The 24,919-nt window shown below is 69.1% G+C and carries 24 protein-coding genes; 12 read left to right on the forward strand and 12 right to left on the reverse strand.

Annotation, left to right across the window (positions count from 1 at the left end; all coding sequences use genetic code 11):
• The first annotated feature begins 40 nt into the window (after positions 1–40).
• The 7 genes from ACH34W_RS32810 to ACH34W_RS32840 all read left to right on the forward strand — a co-directional run bounded on the left by ACH34W_RS32810 (position 41) and on the right by ACH34W_RS32840 (position 7,380).
• Positions 41–2,140: a 3-deoxy-7-phosphoheptulonate synthase gene (locus ACH34W_RS32810; RefSeq protein WP_395965022.1), complete on the forward strand. Its 2,100-nt coding sequence runs from the start codon at positions 41–43 to the stop codon at positions 2,138–2,140.
• A 324-nt stretch (positions 2,141–2,464) separates the two neighbouring features.
• Complete coding sequence (locus tag ACH34W_RS32815; protein WP_395965023.1) at positions 2,465–3,892, forward strand: sensor histidine kinase; 1,428 nt, start codon at positions 2,465–2,467, stop codon at positions 3,890–3,892.
• Positions 3,893–3,895: 3 nt separating this feature from the next.
• Entirely contained in the window at positions 3,896–4,321 is a 426-nt protein-coding gene (locus tag ACH34W_RS32820) for a roadblock/LC7 domain-containing protein (RefSeq protein WP_395965024.1), read from the forward strand.
• A complete protein-coding gene (locus ACH34W_RS32825) occupies positions 4,318–4,704 on the forward strand; it encodes a DUF742 domain-containing protein (protein ID WP_395965025.1) in 387 nt (128 codons plus the stop codon). Before ACH34W_RS32820 ends, ACH34W_RS32825 begins: the two co-directional genes overlap by 4 nt.
• A gap of 1 nt (position 4,705) precedes the next feature.
• Positions 4,706–5,308 carry a GTP-binding protein gene (locus tag ACH34W_RS32830; protein ID WP_395965026.1) on the forward strand — a complete coding sequence of 201 codons (603 nt, stop codon included), beginning with the start codon at positions 4,706–4,708 and terminating at the stop codon, positions 5,306–5,308.
• 110 nt (positions 5,309–5,418) lie between these two features.
• Positions 5,419–6,759, forward strand: coding sequence for a cytochrome P450 (locus ACH34W_RS32835; RefSeq protein ID WP_395965027.1), 1,341 nt, complete (start codon positions 5,419–5,421; stop codon positions 6,757–6,759).
• Between the two features lie 6 nt (positions 6,760–6,765).
• Positions 6,766–7,380 (forward strand): GTP-binding protein, encoded by a 615-nt coding sequence (locus ACH34W_RS32840; protein ID WP_395965028.1) that lies wholly within the window; start codon positions 6,766–6,768, stop codon positions 7,378–7,380.
• Positions 7,381–7,402: 22 nt separating this feature from the next.
• Here ACH34W_RS32840 and ACH34W_RS32845 read toward each other — a convergent pair whose 3' ends face one another.
• Positions 7,403–7,588 carry a hypothetical protein gene (locus tag ACH34W_RS32845; RefSeq protein ID WP_395965029.1) on the reverse strand — a complete coding sequence of 62 codons (186 nt, stop codon included), beginning with the start codon at positions 7,586–7,588 and terminating at the stop codon, positions 7,403–7,405.
• Positions 7,589–7,590: 2 nt separating this feature from the next.
• Positions 7,591–8,715 carry a glycosyltransferase gene (locus ACH34W_RS32850; RefSeq protein ID WP_395965030.1) on the reverse strand — a complete coding sequence of 375 codons (1,125 nt, stop codon included), beginning with the start codon at positions 8,713–8,715 and terminating at the stop codon, positions 7,591–7,593.
• Between the two features lie 542 nt (positions 8,716–9,257).
• Here ACH34W_RS32850 and ACH34W_RS32855 point away from each other — a divergent pair.
• The 5 genes from ACH34W_RS32855 to ACH34W_RS32875 all read left to right on the forward strand — a co-directional run bounded on the left by ACH34W_RS32855 (position 9,258) and on the right by ACH34W_RS32875 (position 14,074).
• Positions 9,258–10,166: a family 16 glycosylhydrolase gene (locus ACH34W_RS32855; RefSeq protein ID WP_395965031.1), complete on the forward strand. Its 909-nt coding sequence runs from the start codon at positions 9,258–9,260 to the stop codon at positions 10,164–10,166.
• 301 nt (positions 10,167–10,467) lie between these two features.
• The gene (locus ACH34W_RS32860; protein WP_395965032.1) at positions 10,468–11,490 is read left to right on the forward strand and encodes an ABC transporter substrate-binding protein; all 1,023 of its coding nucleotides are present in this window, start codon (positions 10,468–10,470) and stop codon (positions 11,488–11,490) included.
• The gene (locus ACH34W_RS32865; RefSeq protein WP_395965033.1) at positions 11,487–12,281 is read left to right on the forward strand and encodes an ABC transporter ATP-binding protein; all 795 of its coding nucleotides are present in this window, start codon (positions 11,487–11,489) and stop codon (positions 12,279–12,281) included. Before ACH34W_RS32860 ends, ACH34W_RS32865 begins: the two co-directional genes overlap by 4 nt.
• Positions 12,278–13,102, forward strand: a complete 825-nt coding sequence (locus ACH34W_RS32870; protein ID WP_395965034.1) for an ABC transporter permease — start codon at positions 12,278–12,280, stop codon at positions 13,100–13,102. The genes ACH34W_RS32865 and ACH34W_RS32870 overlap by 4 nt, the downstream gene beginning before the upstream one ends.
• 42 nt (positions 13,103–13,144) lie before the next feature.
• The gene (locus tag ACH34W_RS32875; RefSeq protein WP_395965035.1) at positions 13,145–14,074 is read left to right on the forward strand and encodes a TauD/TfdA dioxygenase family protein; all 930 of its coding nucleotides are present in this window, start codon (positions 13,145–13,147) and stop codon (positions 14,072–14,074) included.
• A 133-nt stretch (positions 14,075–14,207) separates the two neighbouring features.
• On the opposite strand, the gene ACH34W_RS32880 is transcribed toward ACH34W_RS32875, so the two are convergent.
• The 10 genes from ACH34W_RS32880 to kdpF form a co-directional block, all read right to left on the reverse strand.
• Positions 14,208–14,726: an ATP-binding cassette domain-containing protein gene (locus ACH34W_RS32880; RefSeq protein ID WP_395965036.1), complete on the reverse strand. Its 519-nt coding sequence runs from the start codon at positions 14,724–14,726 to the stop codon at positions 14,208–14,210.
• Positions 14,727–14,879: 153 nt separating this feature from the next.
• Positions 14,880–15,311 carry an SHOCT-like domain-containing protein gene (locus ACH34W_RS32885; RefSeq protein ID WP_395965037.1) on the reverse strand — a complete coding sequence of 144 codons (432 nt, stop codon included), beginning with the start codon at positions 15,309–15,311 and terminating at the stop codon, positions 14,880–14,882.
• Between the two features lie 19 nt (positions 15,312–15,330).
• Positions 15,331–15,591 (reverse strand): hypothetical protein, encoded by a 261-nt coding sequence (locus ACH34W_RS32890; protein WP_395965038.1) that lies wholly within the window; start codon positions 15,589–15,591, stop codon positions 15,331–15,333.
• The gene (locus ACH34W_RS32895) at positions 15,588–15,950 is read right to left on the reverse strand and encodes a DUF2089 domain-containing protein (RefSeq protein ID WP_395965039.1); all 363 of its coding nucleotides are present in this window, start codon (positions 15,948–15,950) and stop codon (positions 15,588–15,590) included. Before ACH34W_RS32895 ends, ACH34W_RS32890 begins: the two co-directional genes overlap by 4 nt.
• Positions 15,951–16,238: 288 nt before the next feature.
• Positions 16,239–16,916, reverse strand: coding sequence for a response regulator (locus ACH34W_RS32900; RefSeq protein WP_395965040.1), 678 nt, complete (start codon positions 16,914–16,916; stop codon positions 16,239–16,241).
• Positions 16,913–19,732: an ATP-binding protein gene (locus ACH34W_RS32905; RefSeq protein WP_395965041.1), complete on the reverse strand. Its 2,820-nt coding sequence runs from the start codon at positions 19,730–19,732 to the stop codon at positions 16,913–16,915. Before ACH34W_RS32905 ends, ACH34W_RS32900 begins: the two co-directional genes overlap by 4 nt.
• A 54-nt stretch (positions 19,733–19,786) precedes the next feature.
• A complete protein-coding gene (locus tag ACH34W_RS32910) occupies positions 19,787–20,704 on the reverse strand; it encodes a potassium-transporting ATPase subunit C (protein WP_395965042.1) in 918 nt (305 codons plus the stop codon).
• 78 nt (positions 20,705–20,782) lie between these two features.
• Positions 20,783–22,957: a potassium-transporting ATPase subunit KdpB gene (gene kdpB, locus ACH34W_RS32915; protein ID WP_395965043.1), complete on the reverse strand. Its 2,175-nt coding sequence runs from the start codon at positions 22,955–22,957 to the stop codon at positions 20,783–20,785.
• Positions 22,957–24,624 carry a potassium-transporting ATPase subunit KdpA gene (kdpA, locus tag ACH34W_RS32920; RefSeq protein ID WP_395965044.1) on the reverse strand — a complete coding sequence of 556 codons (1,668 nt, stop codon included), beginning with the start codon at positions 24,622–24,624 and terminating at the stop codon, positions 22,957–22,959. The genes kdpB and kdpA overlap by 1 nt, the downstream gene beginning before the upstream one ends.
• Positions 24,625–24,714, reverse strand: coding sequence for a K(+)-transporting ATPase subunit F (gene kdpF / locus ACH34W_RS32925; protein ID WP_208262011.1), 90 nt, complete (start codon positions 24,712–24,714; stop codon positions 24,625–24,627). It abuts the gene before it with no gap.
• Between the last annotated feature and the right edge of the window lie 205 nt (positions 24,715–24,919).

Consider the following 24,919-nt stretch of genomic DNA (forward strand, 5'->3'; position numbering starts at 1 on the left):
CCGTTGCCGTCGCATCCGCTCCCAGCGACAAGGAATCGACATGGTGCTCCACACGGGCCGGGACGCGGCCTGCTTCACCGATCCGGGTACCCGGATGTTGCTGGCCGGCGAGGGCCTCACCACGCCGGTGCTGGAGGCGCTGCTGGGGACCAGGCTCCAGGTCCGGGTCCTCCGGCAGGACCTCGTCCCGGTCATGGACGTCCCCGGCGAGGTGGCCGCGCTGCTCGGGCTGGGCAGCGACGGCGAGGCCCTCGTCCGCCGCTCGTGCCTGGTCGACCCGGAACTGTCGCCGGTGTCGCTGAACCAGGTGATCGCCGCCACCTCGGCGGCCGACGGCCGGCTCTACGACGACATCACGAGCCTGGACACGCCCATCGGCTACAGCCTGATCGGCCGGCGCCTGCCCCAGCGCCGCAAGATTCTGCACGTCGGCCGCTCGACCTGGTGGCACGGCGGGATGGGACGACCATGCGCGGTCAAGTCCTACGTCATGCTGATCGATGACGAACCCTGGTGCTACATCCGCGAGTGCTTCAACCCGCGCCACGTTCCCAGCGCGATCACCAGCGCGGTCACCAGTGCGGTCACCACCGTGCCGGTGCGTACCGCGTCCGAGTGGATCGACGCCGGACCGGTGACCGTCTGCGGTGAAAGGGACAGCCTCTGCGGCGGTGAAAGGAGCGGCGCGGCGCACTTCCCGGCGGAGACCGGGCGGGTCGCGGCCCACCAGCCGCCCTGGCCCGACCACGCGCAGGTGGAGGCGAACGTCGAACGGCTCCGTGAGCTCCCACCGCTCGTCAGCCCGGACGAATGCCGCACACTCACCACCGAACTCGCCCGCACGGTGACGGGTGACGCGTTCGTCCTCCATCTGGGCGACTGCGCCGAGACGTTCGCCGGATGCACGCCCGGTCGCATCCAGGCCCGCCAGGCACTGCTCACCGTCGGAGCGGCCCTCCTGGGGCTCGGCACCGGCCGGCCGGTGGTGGCCCTGGGACGGATCGCGGGGCAGTACGCCAAACCGCGCTCGCGCCCCACCGAGCCGGACACCGGTGCTTCGTCACATGCTTCGTCAGGTGCTTCGTCACGTGCCGAGATGCGGTCCTACTTCGGGGACATGGTCAACGGTCACGAACCCGACCCGGACACGCGGACGCCCGACCCCCGGCGCCTGCTGTCGGCCTACTTCCACGCCTCGGCCACGCTCAACTACCTGCGCGCTCACCCCTACCCGTCCCGCGGCGCGATCGAGGAGATCACCGCGGCCGCGGCCGCGGCGCTGCGCCGGAGAGGGAGCCCGCCCGCACGCCCGTCCGGCGAGTTCGAGCCCGGGTTCGAGCCCGGGGCGTCTACCGATCTCATCGGCGAGATCGGTCAGCTGCTCACGGCCGCCCTGGAGGTCCCGCCGCGGTCGCGATGCCTGCACAGCCTGGTCCCGCCGGTCTACACCTCCCACGAGGCGCTGATCCTGCCGTATGAAGAGGCGCTCACCCGCCGCACCGCCGCGGGCGACTGGTGGGACTCCTCGGCCCACCTGCTGTGGCTCGGTCACCGGACCCGCGACCCCCGGCAGGCGCATGTCGGCTTCGCCGCCCGGATCCGCAACCCGATCGCGGTCAAGCTGGGCCCTTCGGCACGTCCAGAGGACGTCGCAGCGCTGTGCTCGATGCTCAACCCGGACAAGATCCCAGGCAGGCTCACCGTCATCACCCGCCTGGGTGCCGCTCGGGTCGGCGAGCTGCTCCCTCCCCTCGTCCAGGGCGCGGTGGGGGTACCCGTCACCTGGGTGTGCGATCCGATGCACGGCAACACGCGGACCACCAGGGAAGGGCGGAAGTTCCGCCGTCTCGAAGACATCACCGAAGAGATCCGGGCGTTCTTCCGCGTGCACCGCGACCTCGGCACCCCCGCCGGGGGGATCCACCTGGAGGCCGCAGGAGAGGACGTGACCGAATGCACCGGTGGATGGCGACAGCTCGGTGAGAACGGGCTCAGCGATAACTACCAGACCCTTTGCGACCCTCGCCTGAATCCCATTCAGACCCTGGAATGCCTGATCTTGGTACTGCAAGAACTGCGCAAACAGGCAATGGCCCGAAAAGAGGGCGGAGAAGGCGGGGCGGCGCCCTTCCCTCCGTGACCAGGGAGTCCGGCGTGATTCCGGTGCCATTTTTCGGGTCAAACTCCACCGAAACACCACATTGTCGACGTAATGCGAATCGGTTGCGCAGCATAGGCGTCGCGGATACTGTCGGCTTCCTCGCGTTGATGTCGTGAAAAAGCTGACACCGGGGCGAGGAGATCAACTGAGCGTCCCACGCCCCCTTTTGTGCCGGTAAAGGGGCGCTATTCCTCCATGTTCAATTGAGGATGTGCCAATTCCTCTCCACGTTCAACTGAGGATGTGCCAATGGCCCGATCCGGTTCATCGCCGGGAAGCCGGACTTCCCCCTCCCCCACGTGGTTGTCCCTGCTGCTCGTGTTCCTGGTCGTCGTCGTGCTCGCGGCGTGGCTGGTGTCCGACGACGCGCAGGTGGCCGTATTGGGGAGCGGCGTGGTGGCGGCCGCGGTGGCCCTCTGGGCGGAGGTGCGCAGAGACCGCGCGATCTCCGGAATGGAACGAGAGCACGCCGCCGAGATGGCCGACCTGCGGCGTCGGCTGGCCCTCCAGGAGTCGGCGACCCACCGTCTCGCCAGAGAGCTGCTGCCCGCCGCGGTGGAACGCCTCCGGCAGGGCGCGCTCGCGGAGGAGGCGCTGGGGGAGCTGCTCTCCTCGCCCAACCTCGACCGGGAGCTGAGAGACGCCCACCACGCCGTGCTGAGATCGGTGCTCGACCTGGTGGACGCCCAGGAGGGCTTCCACGACTCCGCCCAGCGCGCGTTCGTCAACATCGCCCGCCGGGTACAGGCCATCGTCCATCAGCAGGCGCAGGACCTGCGCGAGATGGAGGACAAGCATGGCGACAATCCGGACGTCTTCGGCGACCTTCTCCACCTTGACCACGGCACCGCGCTGATCGGGCGGCTCGCGGACAGCATCGCCGTCCTCGGCGGAGCGCGGCCCGGCCGCCAGTGGAGCCAGGACGTCCCCCTGTTCAACGTGCTCCGTGGTGCGATGTCGCGCATCGCCGACTACCACCGTGTCGACCTCCATTCGGTCGCCGAGTTCGCCGTCGTCGGGCCGGCCGTGGAGCCGCTGATCCACGCGCTCGCCGAGCTGCTCGACAACGCCACGCGCTACTCGCCGCCGCAGGCCCGGGTCCACCTGACCGCGGTCGAGGTGCAGACCGGAGTGGCGGTGGAGATCGAGGACGCGGGGATCGGCCTGACCGACGAGGCCCGCGTCCGCGCCGAGATGGCACTCGCCCAGTCGTCGGCGGGTCTTGACCTGGACGACCTCGGCGAGAGTCCGCGGCTCGGGCTGGCCGTCGTCGGCCGGTTGTCCCGGTCCAACGGCTTCACGGTGGCGCTGCGCCCGTCCGCCTACGGGGGCGTGCGCGCGGTGCTGACCGTGCCGAAGGACCTGGTCACCGTAAGCCCCGTACCCGGTGGCGATATCGCCCGCGCCGCCAAGCTTCCGCCGCCCAGGCCGAGGCCCGCGGTGCCCACCGGGCCGACCAGGGCCGCGAACGACGAGGCGGCGGACGCGGTTCCGCGCCGGGTGAACGGACTGCCCCAGCGACAGCGCCACCACGGCGCCCCGTCGCCCGGGCCGGTCCAGATCACCGATCCGGTCTCCGCCCCGGCGGGCTCGCGACCCGAGGAACCCGCGGAAACGCCCGTGCAGCCCGGGATCTGGCTGGCCGAGTTCCACGAGGGAATCTCCGGAACATCCTCCACGGAAGACGCCGATCGTCCGGCCGGCGAAGCGTCTCCAGGTAAGGACGAGTAGCCGATGGCACCGCACCACATGAACATGGATTGGATCCTCAAGGACCTGGCGACCAGCGTTCCCCAGACACGTCACGTCGTGGTGCTGTCGTCGGACGGGCTCAGCATCGCCGAGTTCAGCGCCATCACGGGAGCGGGCGGCGGTTCGGAGGCCGGTGATCGCCTGGCGGCGGCGTGCGCGGGGCTGCAGAGTCTCGCGGCGGCGATCGGCACGGAGTTCCCCCACGGTGATGGCCGGATGCGGCTCGTGGTGATCGAGATCGACGGTGGCTTCTTCTATTTGATGGCGGCGGGCCAGGGCGCCTACCTCGCGGTGCTCGCCGACGAAGGGGTGGACGCCGGGCTGATGGGCCAGCGCATGCGCGACCTCGTGGCCCGCATCGGCGAGCACCTGAGCAGCGCACCACGTTCGAGCGGACCGGTCGCATGAGCGATGGAGGCCCGAGCGAGGGGGGCACAGGGGCCCGGCGCCGCTGGGCGGAGGGAGGTCCGGAGCGGCTCTATGTGGTCACGGGCGGCCGAAACCGTCCGGCCGAACGCGTCGCCCTCGACCTCGTCGCGCTGATCGTGACTCGCGGCGTACCAGGACCGGCCGCGCATCCGGAGCAGGCGGCCATTCTCCGGATGTGCACCAACCCGCTGTCGGTCGCCGAGCTCTCCGCTTACCTGTCCCTGCCCGCAAGCATCGTCAGCGTGCTGGTCGGTGACCTGATCGACGGCGGGAAGGTGGAGGTCCGGGCGCCCGCATCGGCGGCGGCCCTCCCCGAGGCCGCACTATTGGAGGCGGTGATCGATGGGCTTTCCAGGATCTGACATGAGGGTCGGGCCGCCGGAGGAGGACACGCTGTCCGCCTCGACCATGGCGGCGGTCAAGGTGGTGATCGTCGGAGGGTTCGGGGTCGGAAAGACCACCCTGGTCGGGTCGGTGAGCGAGATCCGGCCCCTGACCACCGAGGAGACCATGACGGAGGCCAGCGTCGGGGTGGACGAGACCGCCGGGGTGGAGAGCAAGACCGAGACCACCGTGGCGATGGACTTCGGCCGGATCAGCCTCAACGAGGAGCTGGTGCTCTACCTGTTCGGCACGCCCGGGCAGGAGCGCTTCTGGTTCCTGTGGAAGGGGCTGTTCGAAGGCGCGCTGGGCGCGGTGGTCCTCATCGACACCCGGCGGCTCGAGGTCAGCTTCGACGTGCTCAGCCGGCTTGAGGAGCGCGGAGTCCCGTTCATCGTGGCGGTCAACACCTTCCCCAAGGCCCCGAAATATCCGCTGGCGGAGATCCGGGCGGCGCTCGACCTGCCCGAATCCGTACCCATCGTCGAGTGCGACGCCCGCGACCGCACCGACTGCCGCGACACACTCCTCACGCTGATGCGCTACCTCTACTCCCTCACCGTTGCGACGACCCGGGAACGATGACCGTGACACCTCCCCCCACCGGCCCGTCCGCACAGCCGCATGCGAGCAGTGCCGTTTCCCCTCCACCGCAGTGTCCGGCACACGCGGGTCACGGCGGAGGCGGCGGCCTGGTGAACCTGTTCGCTCCCGAGGTCGTGGCGGACCCCGAGACCTTCTACGAGCGGCTCCGCACCGAGCACGGACCGGTCGCGCCCGTCCTGGTGGCCGGAGACCTCCCGGCCTGGCTCGTCCTCGGCTACCGGGAGAACCTGGAGGTCGCCCGCACCTCCACGCGCTTCACCCGTGATTCGCGCGTCTGGAACCTGGCACTCGAGGGGAGGGTTCCCGCCGACTCGCCGTTGCTGCCGATGACCGAGTGGAAGCCGATGGTGCGGTTCGCCGAGGGCGATGCGCACCGCAGGCTGCGGTCGGCCATCAACGACAGCCTCGCGGGCCTGAACCGCCGCGGCGTCCGCCGTCACGTCACCCGGTTCGCCAACGAGCTGGTCGACGGGTTCTGCGCCGAGGGACGGGCCGACCTGGTCACCCAGTTCGCCCAGCACCTGCCCATGCACGTCATCGCCAAGCTCCTCGGCATCCCCGACGAGGCCGCTCCGTCCCTGGTCAAGGCCACGCTGGACCTCAGCACCGGGGCGAAGACGGCGGTCGCGAGCAACGAGCACATCGTCACGACACTGCGCAAGGTCGTCACGCGGAAGCGGGCCGCCCCCGGGAACGACATCGCCTCCCGGCTGATCGGCCATTCCGCCGGGCTCAGCGACATGGAGGTCGTGCAGAACCTGCGGGTCGCCCTCGTGATCGGGAACGAGACCACCGTCGGCCTGGTCGCGAGCACGCTGCGGATGGTGCACACCGACCCTCGCTGCAGGGCCTCCCTCGCGGGCGGTCACATGACGCTGCCCGACGCCGTCGAACAGATCCTCTGGGACGAGCCGCCCTTCCGGACCCTGGTCGGACGCTGGGCCGTCGCCGACACCGAGCTCGGCGGGCAGAGGATCAAGGCGGGCGACCTGATGCTCCTCGGCCTCGCCGCCGGCAACGTCGACCCCGCCATCCGGCCCGACGTCACCGCGTCCCTCCTGGGGAACCGCTCCCACCTCGCCTTCGGCGGCGGTGCGCACGAATGCCCCGGCCAGGACATCAGCCGGGCCATCGCGGAGACGGGGATCGACACTCTGCTCGGACGCCTCCCCGACATCAGCCTGGCCGTGCCCGAAAGCGAGCTGCGCTGGAACAGCGCCTGGGTGACCCGCCACCTCGCCACGCTCCCCGTCACGTTCACCCCCAAACCTCCCGAGGAGACCGCCCAGCTGTTCAGCGTGCCCAGGGCCTCCGAGGCCGGGAGAGACCTTGGTCAGGGGAGGGACGCGACCTCCTGGCCCGGCGGGGCGACTTCACCCGCGCCCCGATGGCCGTCGCTGCGCCATCGCTTCACGCACTGGCTCCGGTGACACCTGATGGATGCCCCGCCCCCCGAGACGACGCCGGACGCGGCGGCGCCACTGGTCATCAAGATCCTCATAGCCGGCGGCTTCGGCGTCGGCAAGACCACGCTGGTGGGCGCCGTCAGCGACATCCAGCCGCTGCGCACCGAGGCACGGCTCTCCGACCGCAGCCTCGGCGTCGACGACACCTCCGGGGTGGACAACAAGTCGACCACCACGGTCGCCATGGACTTCGGACGCATCACCCTCCACCACGGCCTGGTGCTCTATCTGTTCGGCACCCCCGGCCAGGAGCGATTCTGGTTCATGTGGGACGAACTGGCATCCGGGGCGCTGGGCGGCGTCGTCCTGGTCGACACGCGGCGGCTCGAGGAGTGCTTCCCCGCCATCGACTACTTCGAGCGGCAACGGCTCCCGTTCATCGTCGCGGTCAACGGCTTCGACGGCGCGATCAAACATGACACCGAGAAGATCCGCGTAGCCCTCGACATCGCCCGCGACATCCCGATCGTGCAATGCGACGTCCGTGAGCGAACATCGGGAAAGCACGTGCTCCTGACCCTCGTCGAGCACGTGCTCGCCCTCACGACCAAACCCCGCCCACCGGCCGGAATCCCCGTCCCCTGACCCTCCGGTTCACCGGCCTCCATCAACTGATGTCGTCGGCTCGGTCGCGGTTTCGCCTGGGGAGAATGCGGCCGACGGCGAGGCATGCGGAGACGAGGGTGAAGGTGGCCAGGCCGATCCAGATGGCCTGCAGGCCGAGGAACGGTACCGCAGCCGCGGCGCCTGCTGCTCCGGCTGTGAGGCTGCCGACCCCCGCACTGTTGTACATGATCACCACTTTCTTTCTTTTTTGAGGAGGGCTTCCCAGAACGCTTTGGCCTGGGCTACTTGAAGGAAGACGTCGAAGATCATTTCGATCCAGATGGTGGCGGCGATCGCCATCTGGAGCGGGCCGCGGCGCCGCACGGACACGATGCGTTCCGCCATGAAGATGACGGTGACGCCGATCCAGACGGGGTTGAGGCGGACGCCCCCGATGGCCAGTGAGATCGCCAGAGTGGTCAGGTAGGCGAAGATGACGACGATGCCGAGCAGGGACAGCGCCTGGCGTCCCCAGTAGGGACGGGTGATCTCGGTCCAGCCGTAGTCGGCGAGGTTCTCCAGGGCACCGCGCTTCCAGCGCAGCCGTTGCCGGAAAAGCTCGCCCCAGGTGGTCATGACCTCGGTGGTGAGGGTGCAGCCGGGCGGGCACAGGATGCGGAAGTTCAGGTGCAGGATCGCCAGGGTGAGTTCGTTGTCCTCGGTCAGCACCCGCACGTCGTAGACGGCAGGCCGGCCCGGCAGGTCGCGGTGGCGCCGTGCCTCGACGACCTCTTGGAGGACACTGGCACGAAACAGCGTGGCCGTCCCGGTGAGCACCAGCGCGTGGCCGCCCAGGCGGCGGACGTCGCGTGCGTAGCGGGCGTACTCGTTGCGCTGGAACATGCCGACCAGACCGCCGCCGGGCTTCCCGGTGAAGGTGCCGCCGATCGCGGCGTAGCCACTCGCCAGGTATTTCACGCCGGTGCGGATGAAATCCGCGTCGAGCGAGGAGTCGGCGTCCATCACCATGACCACGTCGCGGGGACCGCAATGCGGCAGGAGCCGGTCCAGGACCTGGTTGAGCGCGCCGGCCTTCTTGTGCTTGTTCCCGTGAGTGACCACGACCTCCACACCGCACAACGCGGCCAGGTCGGCGGTCGGGTCGCTGCAGTTGTCGGCGATCACCACGATGTGGTCGGGAATCCGCTCCTGCCAGCGCAACGAGGCGATGGTCGCGGTGATGCCCTTGGCCTCGTTGTGAGCGGGGATCAACACCGTCACGCGGAGCTCGGCCGGATCGACCTTCGGCAGGTCGCGCTTGCCGTCCTTGCCGCGCGGCCGCTCACGCCGAGCCTGAGCGGGCAGACCGGCCACGGGCCGGCGCGGCCGCGAGCGCTGGGCGGAGGCAGGGCCGCGTGGGGGCCTCGCGGCGGGCGCGGGGCGGAGTGCGCGGGCTGGGTGGGTTCCGGGTTCGGCAGGCGGGTAACGCCGTGGTCTTGCCCGTTCGGCCGGGCGGCTCCGGTCAGGGGACGCCGGAACTGCCCCCGGCGGCATCGCGACCGGAACATCCGGCCTGGTGACCAGGGGGTCACCGGTAAAGCGGTCGTCGAGGTGAGGCACCCACGTGATGACCGGCTGCGGCGCGGTCGGCGGGTTTTCCCCGTGCGTACCGCGCATTGGTTCTATCGGCGTCCCCTGGGCACCAGGCGACCCAGGTACCACGCCTGTCAACGGTCATTCCCCCATGTCACTCCATGTCCAAGGATACGTATAGCAGGTGTAAAAGCCCACTACAATCGTGGTTTCTGTACTTTCTGCTGATCTATCGCTATTGAGCGTGAGCGTGCGACGAGCCGGCACCCGCGGGTGGACGTTCCGTCCCGCCGGCGTTCGTCAGACGACCCGGGGGAAGGTTCATGAGACGTCATCTGCGCACCCTGGGAATGATCATCATGGTGCTGGCATGCGGGACGGTCGCCGTGATGATGAACACCGGGAGGCTGTTCGGCCCACCGGCTGCGCAGGACAAGACCCAAACCGGAGCGCAAGCTCCGCAGACCGGGCCTGCTGGGACGGTCGGACAGAGCGGCGCCCGCCTGTCCAAGGGCAAGATGCGCCTGGTCTGGAGCGACGAGTTCACCGGTGCGGCCGGGTCGCCGCCCAACCCCAGGCGATGGAAGATCGAGACCGGTTCGCTGGGCAACGGCAGGCTGGACTACCTCACCCGGCGGAACGTGGCATTGGACGGCAAGGGCCGCCTGGTCATCACCGCGCTCCGGCAGCGTGCGGGCAAACTCCCCCACACCTCCGCCCGGATCACCACCGAAGGCCGCTTCGAACCCACCTATGGCCGAATCACCGCGCGCATCAAGACGCCGAACGGCCGCGGCCTGTGGCCCGCGTTCTGGATGCTCGGCACCAACTTCCGCCAGCTTCCCTGGCCGGACTGCGGCGAGATCGACATCATGGAGCGCCGTGGTCACCTGCGGGACCGCGTGGACGCCACCCTGCAAGGCCCCGGCTACTCGGGCGTCGGGCTCACCCGCCATTACTCCCTGGGCCCGGGAGGCGACTTCGGCGCCGCCTTCCACACCTTCACCCTCGACTGGCGGCCCAACAAGATCACTCTCTATGTCGACGACCACGTGGTCCAGACCGCCCGGCCTTCCACCCTTCCTGGCCGCTGGGTCTTCAACCACCCGTTCTTCCTCGTCCTGAACCTCGCCGTCGGCGGCCGGTACGCCGGAACCCCCGATGCCCAAACCGCCTTCCCAGCCCAGATGGTCGTCGACTACGTCCGCGCCTACCAGACCAAACCCCGCTGACAGGACGGCCCTACGGCCGCGAGGATCTCGCCCCCCGGTGGTGAGCCCGCCGACGGAAACGGCAGTTTCCAACTAAATAGATAGGAATAGTTGCGTTTAGCGGGCATGCATGGTCTCATATCGGAATGCGAGTCCGGTTCGTCCTTATCCGGCGGCGGCACGTCGACCTCCGCCGCGTCACGGCCGCGGGCTGTCCGGCGGCTTGACCGCCCGTGCCACCAGGCCCCCGCCTTCCGAACCCATCCGGGTCCGCGCGCCGTCCATCGAGGGCTATGCCGACCCGTGCTCCAGGAGCGCACCCATGCTCAAGAACAGATACCGTGCGGCGGGAGCCGCCGTCCTCGCCCTCGTCCTCGCCGGGTGCGGGGCGTCGGCCAAGGGCGCCGCCGCCAGCCTCAAGATCGGCTACTTCCAAGGCGCGGTCGCCGGACCTGAGGCGGTCGTGGCGGCCAATCCGGACCTCGCCTCGAAGGTGCCTAGCAAGATCGAACTGCGTCCCATCGACAGCGGCGTCGCCGGAATGGCCCAGCTGCGCGCCGGTGCCTTCCCTTTCGTGTCCGGTGTCGGCAACCCGCCGTTCGTGGGCGCGTTCACCAACGGGACGGACGTCCGCGCGGTGTTCGTCGAGAGCATCGACGCGTCCGGGCTGGCCGTCAATGACAAGATCAAAACGCCGGGGGATCTGACGAAGGTCGGCGTGCTGGTCGGATCCACCCTGGACTTCCAGCTGCGCGGCTGGCTCGCGTCGCAGAACCTCACCGGCAAGGTGCAGATCGCGAGCTTCGCCAGCGAGGCGGCCGAAGCCGCAGCCTGGAAGGCCGGCAAGATCGACGCCGTCTACATCAGCCAGGCCTTCCTGCTCGAACTGCAGAAGCACAGAGCGAAGGTCCTGGTGACCTCGTCCGACATCGCCAAGCTCGGGTACGCGGCGGTCAACCTGCTCGCCGTCACCTCCTCCTACGCCAAGCAGCACCCCGACGTCGTGCAGAACCTCGTCTGCCAGATCTCCAAGGCACAGACCCTCGTGAAGGGACCGGACGTCGAGAAGTACGTCACTCCCGCGACCAAGTTCCTCGGCGTGAAGCCGCAGGACGCGATCGCGGCCACCAAGACCTACCCGTACGTCCCGCCGGCGGAGGAGGGCGCGTGGCTGAAAGGCCCGGACGGGACGGCCGCGTCCGGGAAGCTCGCCCAGAACTTCAAGCTGACCGCGGAGTTCCTCGTCAGGCAGGGCCGGGCGAAGAGCGTCCCCTCCATCGACCAGATCGCCTCGCACATCGACCCGACGTTCTGGGACAAGGCGCAGTCCGGGGGCTGCAAGTGAGCGCCATCACCGAGAGCCCTCCCGTCACCACCCAGCCGACGGCCGTGCGGCTCCGGGACGTCCGCAAGACCTTCCGCCGTCGGCGGCGGCCCGGGCGCACCGCCCTTGACGGGGTGAGTCTCGACGTCGAGCCGGGCGAGTTCCTCTGCCTGCTCGGGCCGTCGGGCTGCGGCAAATCCACGCTGCTCAATATTCTCGCCGGGTTCACCACCGCCGATTCCGGCGAGGTACTGGTCGGCGGGCGTCCGGTCACCGAGCCCGGCCACGAGCGCGGCGTGCTGTTCCAGACCCCGAACCTGTTCCCGTGGCTGACCACCTGGCAGAACGTCCTGTACGGGCCGAAGGCGCGAGGCACCCTCACACCCGAGGTCCGGGACGAGGCCGCCGAGCTGCTGGAGACCGTCGGGCTCGCCGACGCACGCGACGTCTATCCGCACGAGCTGTCCGGCGGCATGCGGCACCGGGCCGCGTTCGCCCGCGTGCTGATCAACCATCCCGGTGTCCTGCTCATGGACGAGCCGTTCGGCGCGCTCGACGCCATCACCCGGGCCGGCATGCAGCGCTTCCTGCTGGAACTGTGGCAGCGGCGGCGCACGACCATCGTGTTCGTCACCCACGACGTCGAGGAGGCGGCGCTGCTCGGCGACCGGGTGTGCGTGCTGTCCGCCCCGCCCGGCGGAACCAAGGACATCCTCGACATCGATCTGCCGCGCCCCCGCTCCTACGACGACACCGAGACGCTCGCGTTCGTGCAGGCCAAGCGCCGGATCAGGGAGGTGCTGGAAAGATGACAGCGACCCAGGCTCCGCTTGCAGGCTTCTCCCCCGCCGTGCCCCGCCGTCGCCGCTCGTACCGCAGGCTCTGGACGGGAGCAGGCGCGCTCACTTTCGCCCTGGTGGTGTGGCAGATCGCGGCACTGGTCATCGGCGACACGGTCACGCTGCCGACCGTCACCGAGACCGCCCGCACCTTCATCGAGTACATCACCAAGCCGTACCCGGAGGTGCAGGGCAAGACGCTGCTGGAGGACGCGCTGATCAGCACCGGCCGCATCCTGGCCGGCTTCCTGCTCGGCACCAGCGCGGGCCTGCTGCTCGGCGCGGCGATGGCCGGCGTCCGGGTGATCCGCGAGCTCGCCGACCCGATCATCGGCGTCATGCGGCCGCTGCCCCCGATCGCGTTCATCCCGCTGCTCGTCGTCTGGTTCGGCATCGGCGAGACCTCGAAGATCGCACTGATCTTCTTCGGGGTGCTGCCGATCGTGACCGTCGCGACGCTGGGGGCACTGGACGCCGTCCCCGCCGATCTGCTCAACGCGAGCCGGAGCCTCGGCGCCTCTTCCGTGCACACGATGCTGCACGTCCGGCTGCGCGCCGCCGTGCCCGCCGTCATCACCGGCATGCGCATCGCGATGGGCGGTGCCTGGACCGCCATCATCGCCGCCGAGATGATCGCCGCCACCGGCGGCGTCGGCTACCTGATCCTGCAGGCCGGCAACTACCTCCAGACCCCACTGATCTTCAGCGGGATCGCCGAGATCGCCGTCCTCGGGTTCGCCTTCGACGGCCTGCTGCGGCTCCTGCTGCGGCTCGCCGACCCGACCGCGCGCTAGCGGCCGCTCCATCCGCAAACCCGCCTCAGAAAGGGAGAAACCATGTCCGAGATCCGCCCGATCGGCGGCCGCTTCGGCGCCGAGTACACCGGCACCGACCCGAACGCCCTGCCTCTCGACGAGGTCAACGTCGCACTGCTGAAGTACCGGGTACTGGTGTTCCGGGACGCCGGCCTGTCCGACGAGGGCCAGCTCCGCTTCGCCTCCCGGTTCGGTCCGCTGACCCGGGCCCATCCCACCGTCCCGTCCGTCGACGGCCAGCCCGACATCCTCCCGGTCGACGGCGAGGAGGGCATCCGCTCCAACACCTGGCACACCGACGTCACCTTCGTCCGCACCCCGCCGAAGCTGAGCACACTGCGCGCCCTGATCGTCCCCCCGCACGGCGGGAACACCTTGATCGCCGACTCCGCCGCCGCCTACCGCGACCTCCCCGACGTGCTGCGCGACTTCGCCGATCGGCTCTGGGCCGTCCACACCAACGACTACGACTACGCGCTGCCCCGCACCAACCGTGGCAAGGCCGCCGAGTACCGCCAGGTGTTCACGTCCCGTCGCTACCAGACCGCCCACCCGGTCGTGCGCGTCCACCCGGAGACCGGCGAGCGCGGCCTGTTCATCGGCGGGTTCGCACAGAAGATCATCGGCCTCTCCGGAACGGAGTCGCGCGACATCCTGCGCCTGCTCCAGGCCTATGTGACCCGCCCGGAGAACATCCTGCGCGTCCAGTGGAACCCGGGGGACCTGGTCCTGTTCGACAACCGCATCACCCAGCACTACGCCCCAGATGATTACGGCGACCAGCCCCGGCGCCTCCACCGCGTCACCGTCGCCGGCGACGTCCCCGTGGGCGTCACCGGCGACGCCAGCTACATCATCGAGGGCGATGAGGCGGCCCACTACACCGAGCTCCCACCGCAGGACGCCACCCTGGAATCCAAGTCCCTGACGCCAGGCGCCCTCGCCGGCTGACCGGCATGGAGACCGCCACAGACGCCCCGCCGCATCCCTCGGTTGCCACCACGACGAACGCGTCCTCAGGAATGTCGGTGGTCAGGTGCTGAAGGCCTTCTTGTAGAGGCGGGTGGACACGTCTTGTGCCCGGTCATGGTGAGATAGACGTCGTCCAGGGTGGGGCGCCGCAACCCGGCGTCTCGCACCTTGACCCCTGCCTCAGCCAGCCGGCCAGGTCGATACGGCGGCCCATGCCGCCGGAGTAGCCCTTGACCGGACGGTCGGCGGCGCCGGTGAGGTCGAAGCGTTCCAGCAGCTCGCGGGCGCGGGCTTTGCTGCGTTTGGCGCCCAGATGGTAAAGCCGCCCGACCATCTCCAGGTTTTCAGCACCGGTGAGATGTTCATCGACGGCGGCGTACTGGCCCGACAGCCCGATGCAGGACCGCAGCCGCCGGGCGTCGCGGACGACGTCGCATCCGGCGACGGTGGCGCGGCCGCCGTCGGGGCGCAACAGCGTGGTCAGCACCCGCACCGTCGTGGTCTTGCCGGCGCCGTTCGGCCCGAGCAGGGCCAGCACCGTCCCTTGCGGGACCGAGAAGCTCAGCTCGTCAAGGGCGGTCACCTCGCCGTATCTCTTGATCAGTCCTTCGGCCGTGATCGCATCGCTCATGGGGGCTCCTTGCCGGTGTTCGGGGGGCAGGACCGGTGGACGTCGATGTCGCCGTAGTCGGTGTGCGGCCACGCTCTCGGCGATGCCGACCTTCAGATCACCGCATGCGGTCCCGCGCACAACCGCGGATTCTCCGGCCCCGCGGTAGCGGTTTCACTCGCAGAAGACCTGCACCTTGGTGTCAGGGTCATCGACATCGATGGTGAGCTCGTCGAGCTGCTCGATGAGCTCCTCGATGTGCTGCGGCTTGAGCTCAGTGAGATCGATCGGTACCCCGGACTTGTCCAGCTCTGCGTTGACCTTGGCGAGCGCCGTCGGTGGGACGAGGCTGGCGAGCCGGACCCCGGCGCGCAGCAGTTGCAGCGGGACCCGGACGTTGATCCGGCCTGACCCGTCGCCGCCGGACTCGTCCGCCCAGCTCACCACCACGCGCAGGTACTTGGGCCGGGGTTTCGGGCCGGACGCGGCTCCCGGCGGCGGCTCGGGCTGTGCTCGTTCGAGGGCGTCGATCAGCCGCTCGGCCTCCTCCGCAGTGATCTTGCCCTCGGCCAGCATCTGCAGGATCTGGCGGCGCTGCTCGTTCATCGCTGCTCTTTCCTCTGACTCATCTGACGCTTACCAGCACGGCCGTCCGGCCCTGGTCGATCTCGATCCGGGTACCGGGCAGCGCCCACAGCACCCGCCCCGTGCCGCGCAGCGCACCCACGGGGTCGACCCGGGTGGCCAGGCATGCGACCAGTCCGGCCAGCACGGCCAGCAGCAGCAACGGCGACAGCACCAGCCCCACCGGCACGACAGGGACATACAGCCGCAGCCAGCGGCCATCGGCCCGGCGATAACCCACGGTCACCAGCTGCGGGATCATCGGGACCGCTCCAGCTCGGCCAGCGCCTCCTGGGCGCTGATCTCTCCCCGCCGCAGGCGGTCGACGACGTCGGCGCCGGTGGGCGCCGGGTCGATGTCGACGAAGTCGAGGTGCTCGGCGATCCGGTTCAGCCGGGCCTTGACCGTCGGGTAGCTCACCCCGAAGATCCGCTCCATCTCCTTGATCGAGCCGTGGGAGCGTACGAACGCGGCAACGAACACCTGGTCGTTGACGCTGAGCTGAGCCAGCTGCGGCGGCTCGAACCGACCCTCGATCGCGACACCGCTGCCGGCGAGGCGGACCCGCTCGACCACGAACGGCTGTCCGTTCGTCAGGTCCGTCAGTTCCTGCCAGTCCACCCTTGGCCCCCTTGCCCTCCGTGACGCACTATGTTCATTTGTATCTTGATTTTTCTGAGATCTCAACGCGCATATCTTAATTTTCCTGATTATCGTCACTAGCGGCGGTCTGGAGGGGCAGCGCGGCTTCTTCAGCCATGACAAGGCCGGCGCGATCGTCGGAGCCGACCTCACGGCCGGTTCTTCAGCCGGGTTCCGACGGCCTCGTCATGAAGGTGGCGCTGCCCTGCGATCAACTGTCGCTGCGTGACTGCGGCGCCTACGGGCGGCGGGATGCCTGCCGGGCGGTCACGGCTCGAATCGGTAGCCCATGCCGGGCTCGGTGATGAGGTGACGAGGCCTGGACGGGTCGTCCTCCAGCTTGCGGCGCAGCGAGGCCAGGTAGACGCGCAGGTAGTTCGTCTCTTTGACGTGGTTGGGGCCCCACACCTCCGCCAGCAGCTGACGCTGGGAGATGAGCTTGCCGGGGTTGCGGAGCAGCAGGTCGAGGATGCCCCACTCGGTCGGGGTGAGGTGCACGTTCTCGCCCTCGCGGCTGGAGACGGTCTTGCTGGCGAAATCCACGACGTGGTGGCCCACCTGAACGGCCGGCGGCGAGTCGTCCACCGGCGCCCGCCGCGTGATCGCCCGGATCCGGGCCAGCAGCTCGTCCACCCCGAACGGCTTGGTGACGTAGTCGTCGGCGCCGGCGTCCAGGGCGTCGACCTTGTCCTTGCTGCCCGTTCTGCCGGACAGAACGATGATCGGGACCTGGCTCCAGCCGCGCAGTCCGCGGATGACGTCCACGCCGTCCAGGTCGGGCAGCCCGAGGTCGAGGATCACCAGGTCGGGATGCCAGTCGGCGGCGCGGGTGAGGGCCTGCCCGCCGTCGGGGGTGACCTGGACGTCATAGCCGCGGGCACGAAGGTTGAGGCGGAGGGCGACCAGGATCTGTGGTGAGTCGTCCACCACCAGCACACGCGTCATGATCGGTCCTCCGGCCGGCGGTGGGTGTCATGGCCGATCTGGTCGCGCCAGGCTGCGACCCGAGCGAGCATCACCGGGTCGGCGCCCTCCTCCCCGGCTTTGCCCTCCCCTGTAGCGCCTGCCCGAGCTTTGCCCTCCGCTGCGCCGCCCTGGCCTGCGTTTTCCTCGAACGTGCCGTCCGGGGACAGCCGCTCACCGTGCCCGCCGGCGGCACCGGCCGGAGTCTCTTCCCGGCCAGGGACGGGTTCGAGATGCTTGGTGGGCATGTCGAGCACCATGGTCAGGCCGCCGCCGGGGGTCTCCTCGATGGTGATGGAGCCGCCCATTGCCTCCGCGAGGCCGCGGGAGAGTGCGAGCCCGAGACCGACACCGGTGTGGTTGTCGCGGTCACCGAGACGCTGGAACGGTTCGAAGACGCGGTCGCGGTCCTCGGCGGGGATGCCCGGCCCGCGGTCGATCACGCGCAGTTCGAGTCTGTCGGCGTGTTCGCTCGCGGTGACGAGAACGGGCTTGACCGGCGGGTTGTGGCGGACGGCGTTGGTGATCAGGTTGACCAGGATCCGTTCCAGAAGGGCCGGGTCGGCGACCATCTCGGGTAGTCCCTGGGGAATCTGGATGTCGACGTCGACATCACCTATGTCGTCAAGTGCTCGTGGCACGGCGTCCTCGGCGGCGACCTTCTGCGGCGACATGCCGAGCGAACCGGCCTGCAGCCGGCTCATGTCGAGGAGGTTGGCGACGAGGCGGTCGAGGCGGTCGAGGGATTCGGCGGCGGTCGCGATCAGCTCGTCCTGGTCCTCCTCGCTCCAGCTCACATCGAGGCTGCCCAGGCTCTCGACGGCGGCCTTGGCCGAGGCGAGCGGGGTGCGCAGGTCGTGGCTGACCGCGTTCAACAGGGCGGTGCGCATCTTGTCGGCGGCGGCAAGGGGAGGGACCTGTTCGGCGGTCTCGGCCAGCCGCTGATGTCTCAGCGCGACGGCCGCCTGGGCGGCGAACGCCTCCAGCACGCGGCGGTCGGAGGCGGGCAGGGCCCGGCCGCGCAACACCAGCGCCAGAGTGTCGTCGTCGATGAGGATGTCGGACTCCCCCGCATCCGGGCTGGTGCAGGGCTCACCACCGGTCGTGCCGACGATGATCCACGCACTGGGGTCTCGCTGGGTCGCGGGGGTGGACGGTGAGTCGGGGTCACGTTCCAGAAGCGTCACGGAGGTGAGCCCGTAGGTTTCCCGCAGCCGCTCCAAAATGCCTGTCAACGCACTGTGGCCCCTGCGTCCCTCGGACGACACCCTGTCCTCATCGCCACGCAGGATGTCCCCTGCCAGTGTGGAGAGCACCTGAGCGTCGGCTCTGGCCTGGGCGGCGTCCCGGCCCTTGCGGGCGGTGATGTCGACGACCGTGCTGACCGTCACCCCCACCACCACGAACACCACGAGCTGAAAGATCACCTCGGGGTCGTGGATGAGGAACGTGCGGAGCGGCTCGGTGAAGTAGAAGTTCAGGAGCGCCGTGCCGACGATGGCGGCGAAGATCGCCGGATAGAGCCCGCCGATCAGCGCGACCCCGACGACCGCCGCTTGGAAGACCAGGATGTTGGTCGTGAGGGAGACCGACTCGCGCAGCTGGTCGAGGATCATCGTGAGCAGCGGCAGCCCGATGGCCGCGGCCGCGAAGCCGGTGTTCCGCCGCTTGGCGGGCACACCCCAGGAAGCGCGGAGGGCCTTCCACCGGCGTCCCTGGTTCACTTCCTCATGGGTGACGAGGTGGACGTCGATCGGGCCGGACCGGGCGGTGGTCGTGACGCCGACGCCGCGTGAGAACAGCTGGGCGAAGTGGCCGCGCCGGGAGGCACCGAGAACGAGCTGGGTGGCGTTGACACCGCGGGCGAAGTCGAGGACCGCGTCCGGCACGTTCGTCCCGACGACCTGGTGGTACGTGCCGCCGAGGCTCTCGACGAGGGCGCGTTGGCGGGTGAGGTTGGCGGGGTTGGCGTCGGTGAGGCCGTCGCTGCGGGTGACGTGGACGGCGAGGAGGTCGGCGCCCTTGGTGCGGTCGGCGATGCGGGCGGCGCGGCGGATCAGGGTGTCGCCCTCGGATCCGCCGGTGAGGGCGACGACGACGCGTTCGCGGGCTTCCCACGTTCCCCGGATGTCATGGTCGGCGCGGTAGCGGTCGAGCTGGTCGTCGACCTTGTCGGCGAGCCAGAGGAGGGCGAGCTCGCGCAGGGCGGTGAGGTTGCCGATGCGGAAGTAGTTGCCGAGGGCGGCGTCGATCTTTTCGGGGGCGTAGATGTTGCCGTGCGCCATCCGCCGCCGCAGTGCCTCCGGTGTCATGTCGACGAGCTCGACCTGGTCGGCGCGGCGCACCATCTCATCGGGGACGGTCTCGCGTTGCGGTACGCCGGTGATCTGCTCGACGACGTCGTTGAGTGATTCCAGGTGCTGGATGTTGACGGTGGAGATGACGTCGATGCCCGCGCCGAGGATCTCCTCGATGTCCTGCCAGCGTTTGTCGTTCCGGCTGCCCGGCACGTTGGTGTGCGCCAGCTCGTCCACCAGCGCCACCCGCGGACGGCGTGCGATGACCGCGTCCACGTCGAGCTCGGTGAACGTCGTCCCCCGGTAGGCCATGGTCTTGCGGGGGACGACCTCCAGCCCGTCGAGAAGCGCGGCGGTCCTGGGGCGGTTGTGGGTCTCCACATATCCGACCACCACGTCGGTGCCGCGTTCCTGCCGCCGTACTCCCTCGGCGAGCATGGCGTAGGTCTTGCCGACCCCCGGCGCGGCCCCGAGGTAGACGCGCAAGCGCCCCCGCCCCATCACACCTCCCGATTGGATCTGTGGATCTGAGTCATCACCGGTCACCTGACACTGCTAGCGACGCGCAGGGAACTGCTTGTCGAGGGCGAGGTTGAGCTTGAGGACGTTGACCGCCGGCTCGCCCATGAACCCGAGTGCCCGGCCGGTCTGTTCAACTTTGATCAGTTTTTCGACCTGGGTGGGCGTGATGCCGCGCGCCTGGGCGACGCGCTTGACCTGGATGGCCGCGTACTCGGGTGAGATGTGCGGGTCCAGGCCGCTGCCGCTCGCGGTGACCGCGTCGGCCGGAACAGCCGGCGTGGTGGGCGCGTTGCCCTTGATCGGCACGACCAGGCCCCTGGCGTATTCCTCACCGAACTTGGCCAGCTCGACCTTAACGCCGTTGTAGGTCGTGATGAAGGGGGCCTTCACCACGCCTTCCTGCTCGTTCAGGCTGACGACGCGGGTGGGATGCGGGACCTTCCCGTCGGCCGTGCGGTCACCGAACACCGCGAGCACCGCGCCCACGCCGCCGCTGGTGCAGAACGGGCGGGAGCCGTCCACGCCGTCGAGCTCGCCGGCGGCCTTGCTCCGCTGGCAGACCTGGGTGAGCAGGCTCTGCTTGGCGTTCTCATCCTCCTTGCCCGCCGCGACCAGCGCGGGATCGGGCAAGGAGTCGACGATGTCCTCGGGTCCCAGGTTGCTCGCCGCGGTGGCGGTCGGGTCGTAGCCGTCGCCGGCGTTGGACGGGCGGCTCTGGAAGTACTGCTTGAGCGGGTTGCCGTCCTTGTCGGTGAACGACTGGCCGATGCTCGCCGAGCCGACGGCCTTTCCGTTCACCGTGATGATGGAGCCGCCGGCCTTGTCCTTCAGGCCGGGGATCTGGGCGACCGCGAAGACCGACAGCGGGTAGATGACGCCGAGCAGCACGGTGAAGACGAGCAGCGCGCGGAGCGCGGCCATGTGCTGCCGGATCCAAGTGGGCAGACGCATGTCAGTACCTTTCTGGGGGACGACCCCCAGACCCCCGAGGGTCATGACGGACGATCCTCGCTTCGCTGCGGTCATCCGTCATGACATCCCCGGAAGGAATTGGACGATGAGGTCGATGATCTTGATGCCGATGAACGGGGCGATGATCCCGCCCAGGCCGTAGACGTAGAGGTTGCGGCTCAGCAGCTTGGACGCGCTGCTGGGGCGGTAGCTCACACCGCGCAGGGCGAGCGGGATCAGCGCGATGATGACCAGCGCGTTGAAGATGACGGCCGACAGGATCGCCGACTGCGGGCTGTGCAGACGCATGATGTTGAGGGCGTCCAGCCCTGGGAACACCGCCACGAACAGCGCGGGAATGATCGCGAAGTACTTGGCGATGTCGTTGGCGATCGAGAAGGTCGTCAGCGCGCCGCGCGTGATGAGCAGCTGCTTGCCGATCTCCACGATCTCGATGAGCTTGGTCGGGTCTGAGTCCAGGTCCACCATGTTCCCGGCCTCCTTGGCGGCCGAGGTTCCGGTGTTCATCGCCACCCCGACGTCGGCCTGCGCCAGCGCGGGGGCGTCGTTGGTGCCGTCACCGGTCATGGCGACCAGGCGGCCGCCGTCCTGCTCGGCCTTGATGAGGGCGAGCTTGTCCTCGGGCTTGGCCTCGGCGAGGAAGTCGTCAACGCCGGCCTCGTCGGCGATGGCCTTGGCGGTCAGCGGGTTGTCGCCGGTGATCATCACGGTCCGGATGCCCATCCTGCGCATCTCGTCGAACCGTTCCCGCATGCCCGCCTTCACCACGTCCTTGAGATGGATGACGCCCAGGACCCGTACGGTCCCGTTCGTCTTCTCACCGACCACCAGCGGCGTGCCGCCCGAGGCGGAGACACCGTCGACGATCTCGCCCAGCTGCGGCGGCACCGTGCCGCCCTGCTCGCGCACCCAGTCGGCCACCGCCCCCGCCGCGCCCTTGCGCAGCCAGCGGTCGGGCTTGCCGTCGCCGAGCTCGTCCAGGTCGACGCCCGACATACGGGTCTGCGCGGTGAACGGCACCCAGTGGGCGTGCGTCAGCTCGCCCGCACTACGTTCCCGCAGGCCATACCGCTGCTTGGCCAACACCACGACGGACCGGCCCTCAGGGGTCTCGTCGGCGAGGCTCGACAGCTGAGCCGCGTCGGCCAGTTCCCCTTCCGTGGATCCGTCCACGGGGAGGAACTCGGCCGCCTGCCGGTTGCCCAGGGTGATGGTGCCGGTCTTGTCCAGCAGCAGGGTGTTGACGTCGCCCGCCGCCTCGACCGCGCGTCCGCTCATGGCGAGCACGTTGCGCTGCACGAGCCGGTCCATGCCGGCGATGCCGATCGCCGACAGCAGCGCTCCGATCGTCGTGGGGATCAGGCAAACCAGCAGCGAGACCAGCACAACGCCGGTGATGCCGTGGCCGTCCAGCGCGAGCGTGTCAGCGACGCCCGGGTTGGTCGCCTTGGCGTAGATCGCCATCGGCTGCAGCGTCGCCACCGCCAGCAGGAAGATGACCGTCAGCGCCGAGAGCAGGATGTTGAGTGCGATCTCGTTCGGCGTCTTCTGCCGGCTCGATCCCTCCACCAGCGCGATCATCCGGTCGATGAACGACTCGCCCGGGCGCTGCGTGATCTTCACGATGATGCGGTCCGACAACACCTTGGTGCCGCCGGTGACCGCCGAACGGTCACCGCCGGACTCCCGGATGACGGGGGCCGACTCGCCGGTGATCGCCGACTCGTCGACGCTGGCGATGCCCTCGACGACGTCACCGTCCCCGGGGATGATCTCCCCGGCCTCGACGATCACGTGGTCGCCCTGCTTCAGCTCGGGTGCGGCCACCTGCTCCTCGGTCACGCCCGTCCGGCCCGGGGCCCAGTCGGCCAGCCGCCGGGCCATCGCGTCGGTCTTGGCCTTGCGCAGCGAGTCGGCCTGCGCCTTGCCACGGCCCTCGGCCACGGCCTCGGCCAGGTTGGCGAAGATCACCGTCAGCCAGAGCCACACCACGATCAGCCAGGCGAACACGCTCGGCCGGGCCACGGCCAGGACGGTGGTCCACAGCGCGCCGATCTCCACGATCAGCATGACCGGGTTGCGCCAGAGGCTGCGCGGGTCGAGCTTGCGGACGGCGTCCGGCAGCGACCGCACCAGCTGTTTTGGATCAAGCAGCCCGCCGGAGATCTTGCCGCCGCCCTTCGGGGCGGGCGTCTTGGACGACGCGGGCGCGGGACTCGTCTGTGTTGCCATCAGTGCATTCCTTCAGCCAGCGGCCCGAGCGCGAGCGCCGGGAGGAAGGTGAGCGCGACCAGGATGAACGCCACCCCGACGACGAGCCCGACGAACTGCGGCTTGTGCGTGGGCAGCGTGCCCTCCGACGCGGGGGTCTGCCCCTGCCGGGCCAGCGAACCCGCCAGTGCGAGCACGAAGATGATCGGCAGAAAGCGCCCGAACACCATGCACAGCCCGAGCGCGGTGTCGTACCAGACGGTGTTGACCGTGACGCCCGCGAACGCCGACCCGTTGTTGTTCGACGCCGAGGTGAACGCGTACAGCACCTCGCTGAAGCCGTGCGCGCCGCTGTTGAGCATGGCCGCCCGGCCGCTCTCGGTCGCCATCGCGACAGCGGTACCCGCCAGCACGAGGATCGGGGTGATGAGGAAGTACATCGCGGCGAACTTGATCTCGCGGCTGCTGATCTTCTTCCCCAGGTACTCCGGGGTCCGCCCGACCATCAGGCCGGCGACGAACACCGTGATCACCGCGAGCACGAGCATGCCGTAGAGCCCGGCGCCCACGCCGCCCGGAGCGACCTCGCCGAGCATCATGTTGAACATGAGGATCATGCCGCCGAGGCTGGTGTAGGAGTCGTGGAACGAGTTCACGGCGCCGGTCGAGGTGAGCGTCGTCGCCCCGGCGAACGTGGCGGAGTCACGCACCCCGAACCGGGTCTCCACCCCCTCCATCGACGCGCCGGCCGCCGTGGGCACCGTGCCGTGGTGCATCAACTGGAAGACGTTCACCAGCACGATGCTGGTGATGGCGATCGTGGCCATCACGGCGGCGATGGCGTAGCCCTGCCGGTTCTGCCCGACCATCCGGCCGAACGTGCGGCACAGCGCGAACGGGATCACCAGGATCAGGAAGATCTCAAACCAGTTGGTCCAGGACGTGCCGTTCTCGAACGGGTGCGCTGAGTTGGCGTTGTAGAAGCCGCCGCCGTTCGTGCCCAGTTCCTTGATGGCCTCCTGGCTGGCCACCGGGCCACCGGTGATCGCCTGATGCCCGCCCGCCACGGTGTTGACCACGTGGTCCTGGGCGTTCCAGAAGTTCTGCACCAGCCCACCGCTGATCAGCACGATGGCGGCGACGAACGCGATCGGCAGCAGGATCCGGACCGATCCACGGGTCAGGTCGACCCAGAAGTTGCCCAGCTGCTCGGTCTTCTTCCTGGCGAAACCCCGCACCAGCGCGATCGCCACACAGATGCCGACTGCCGCCGACACGAAGTTCTGCACCGCGAGGCCGGCCATCTGCACCAGATGCCCCATCGTCGACTCGCCGGAGTAGGACTGCCAGTTGGTGTTGGTCACGAAGCTGACAGCGGTGTTCCAAGCCTGATCCGGCTTGACCGGCGTGAACCCCAGCGACAACAGCAGCCGGTCCTGCACCCGCTGGAACACGTACAAGAACAGGATGCCGACCACCGAGAACGCCAGCACACCGCGCGCGTACACGCCCCAGGTCTGCTCGGCCTCCGGCTCGACGCCGATGACCTTGTAGATCCCGCGCTCAAGGCGCGAGTGCTTCGTACCGCTGTAGACGCGGTACATGTAGTCGCCCAGCGGCTTGTAAGCCACCGCCAGCGCGACCACTAGGGATCCGAGGAAGAGGACCCCCGCGACGGTCGTACTCATCTAGAAGCGCTCCGGGTACAAGAGGGCGGCGATCAGAAAGACGATCAGCCCGGCCGCCAGGATCAGGCCGACCAGGTTCTCGGCGGTCACAGCCTCTCCACGCCCTTCACCAGCAGGCCGAGCAGGACGAATATCGCCACTGTCAGCAGGACGAACGCCACGTCATGCATCGTTGTCGGTTTCCTTTGTCGTCACGGAACGGTGTGATTACCCCGGCGGAGACGGCTCGCCTCCCCGGCCTCGCTTCCAAGGCCCAAACGGAGTAAACCCCCCAAGGGAGCAGGTTTTGGGTCAC

Source organism: Actinomadura sp. 6N118 (genome assembly GCF_044326415.1).
GTDB lineage: Bacteria > Actinomycetota > Actinomycetes > Streptosporangiales > Streptosporangiaceae > Spirillospora.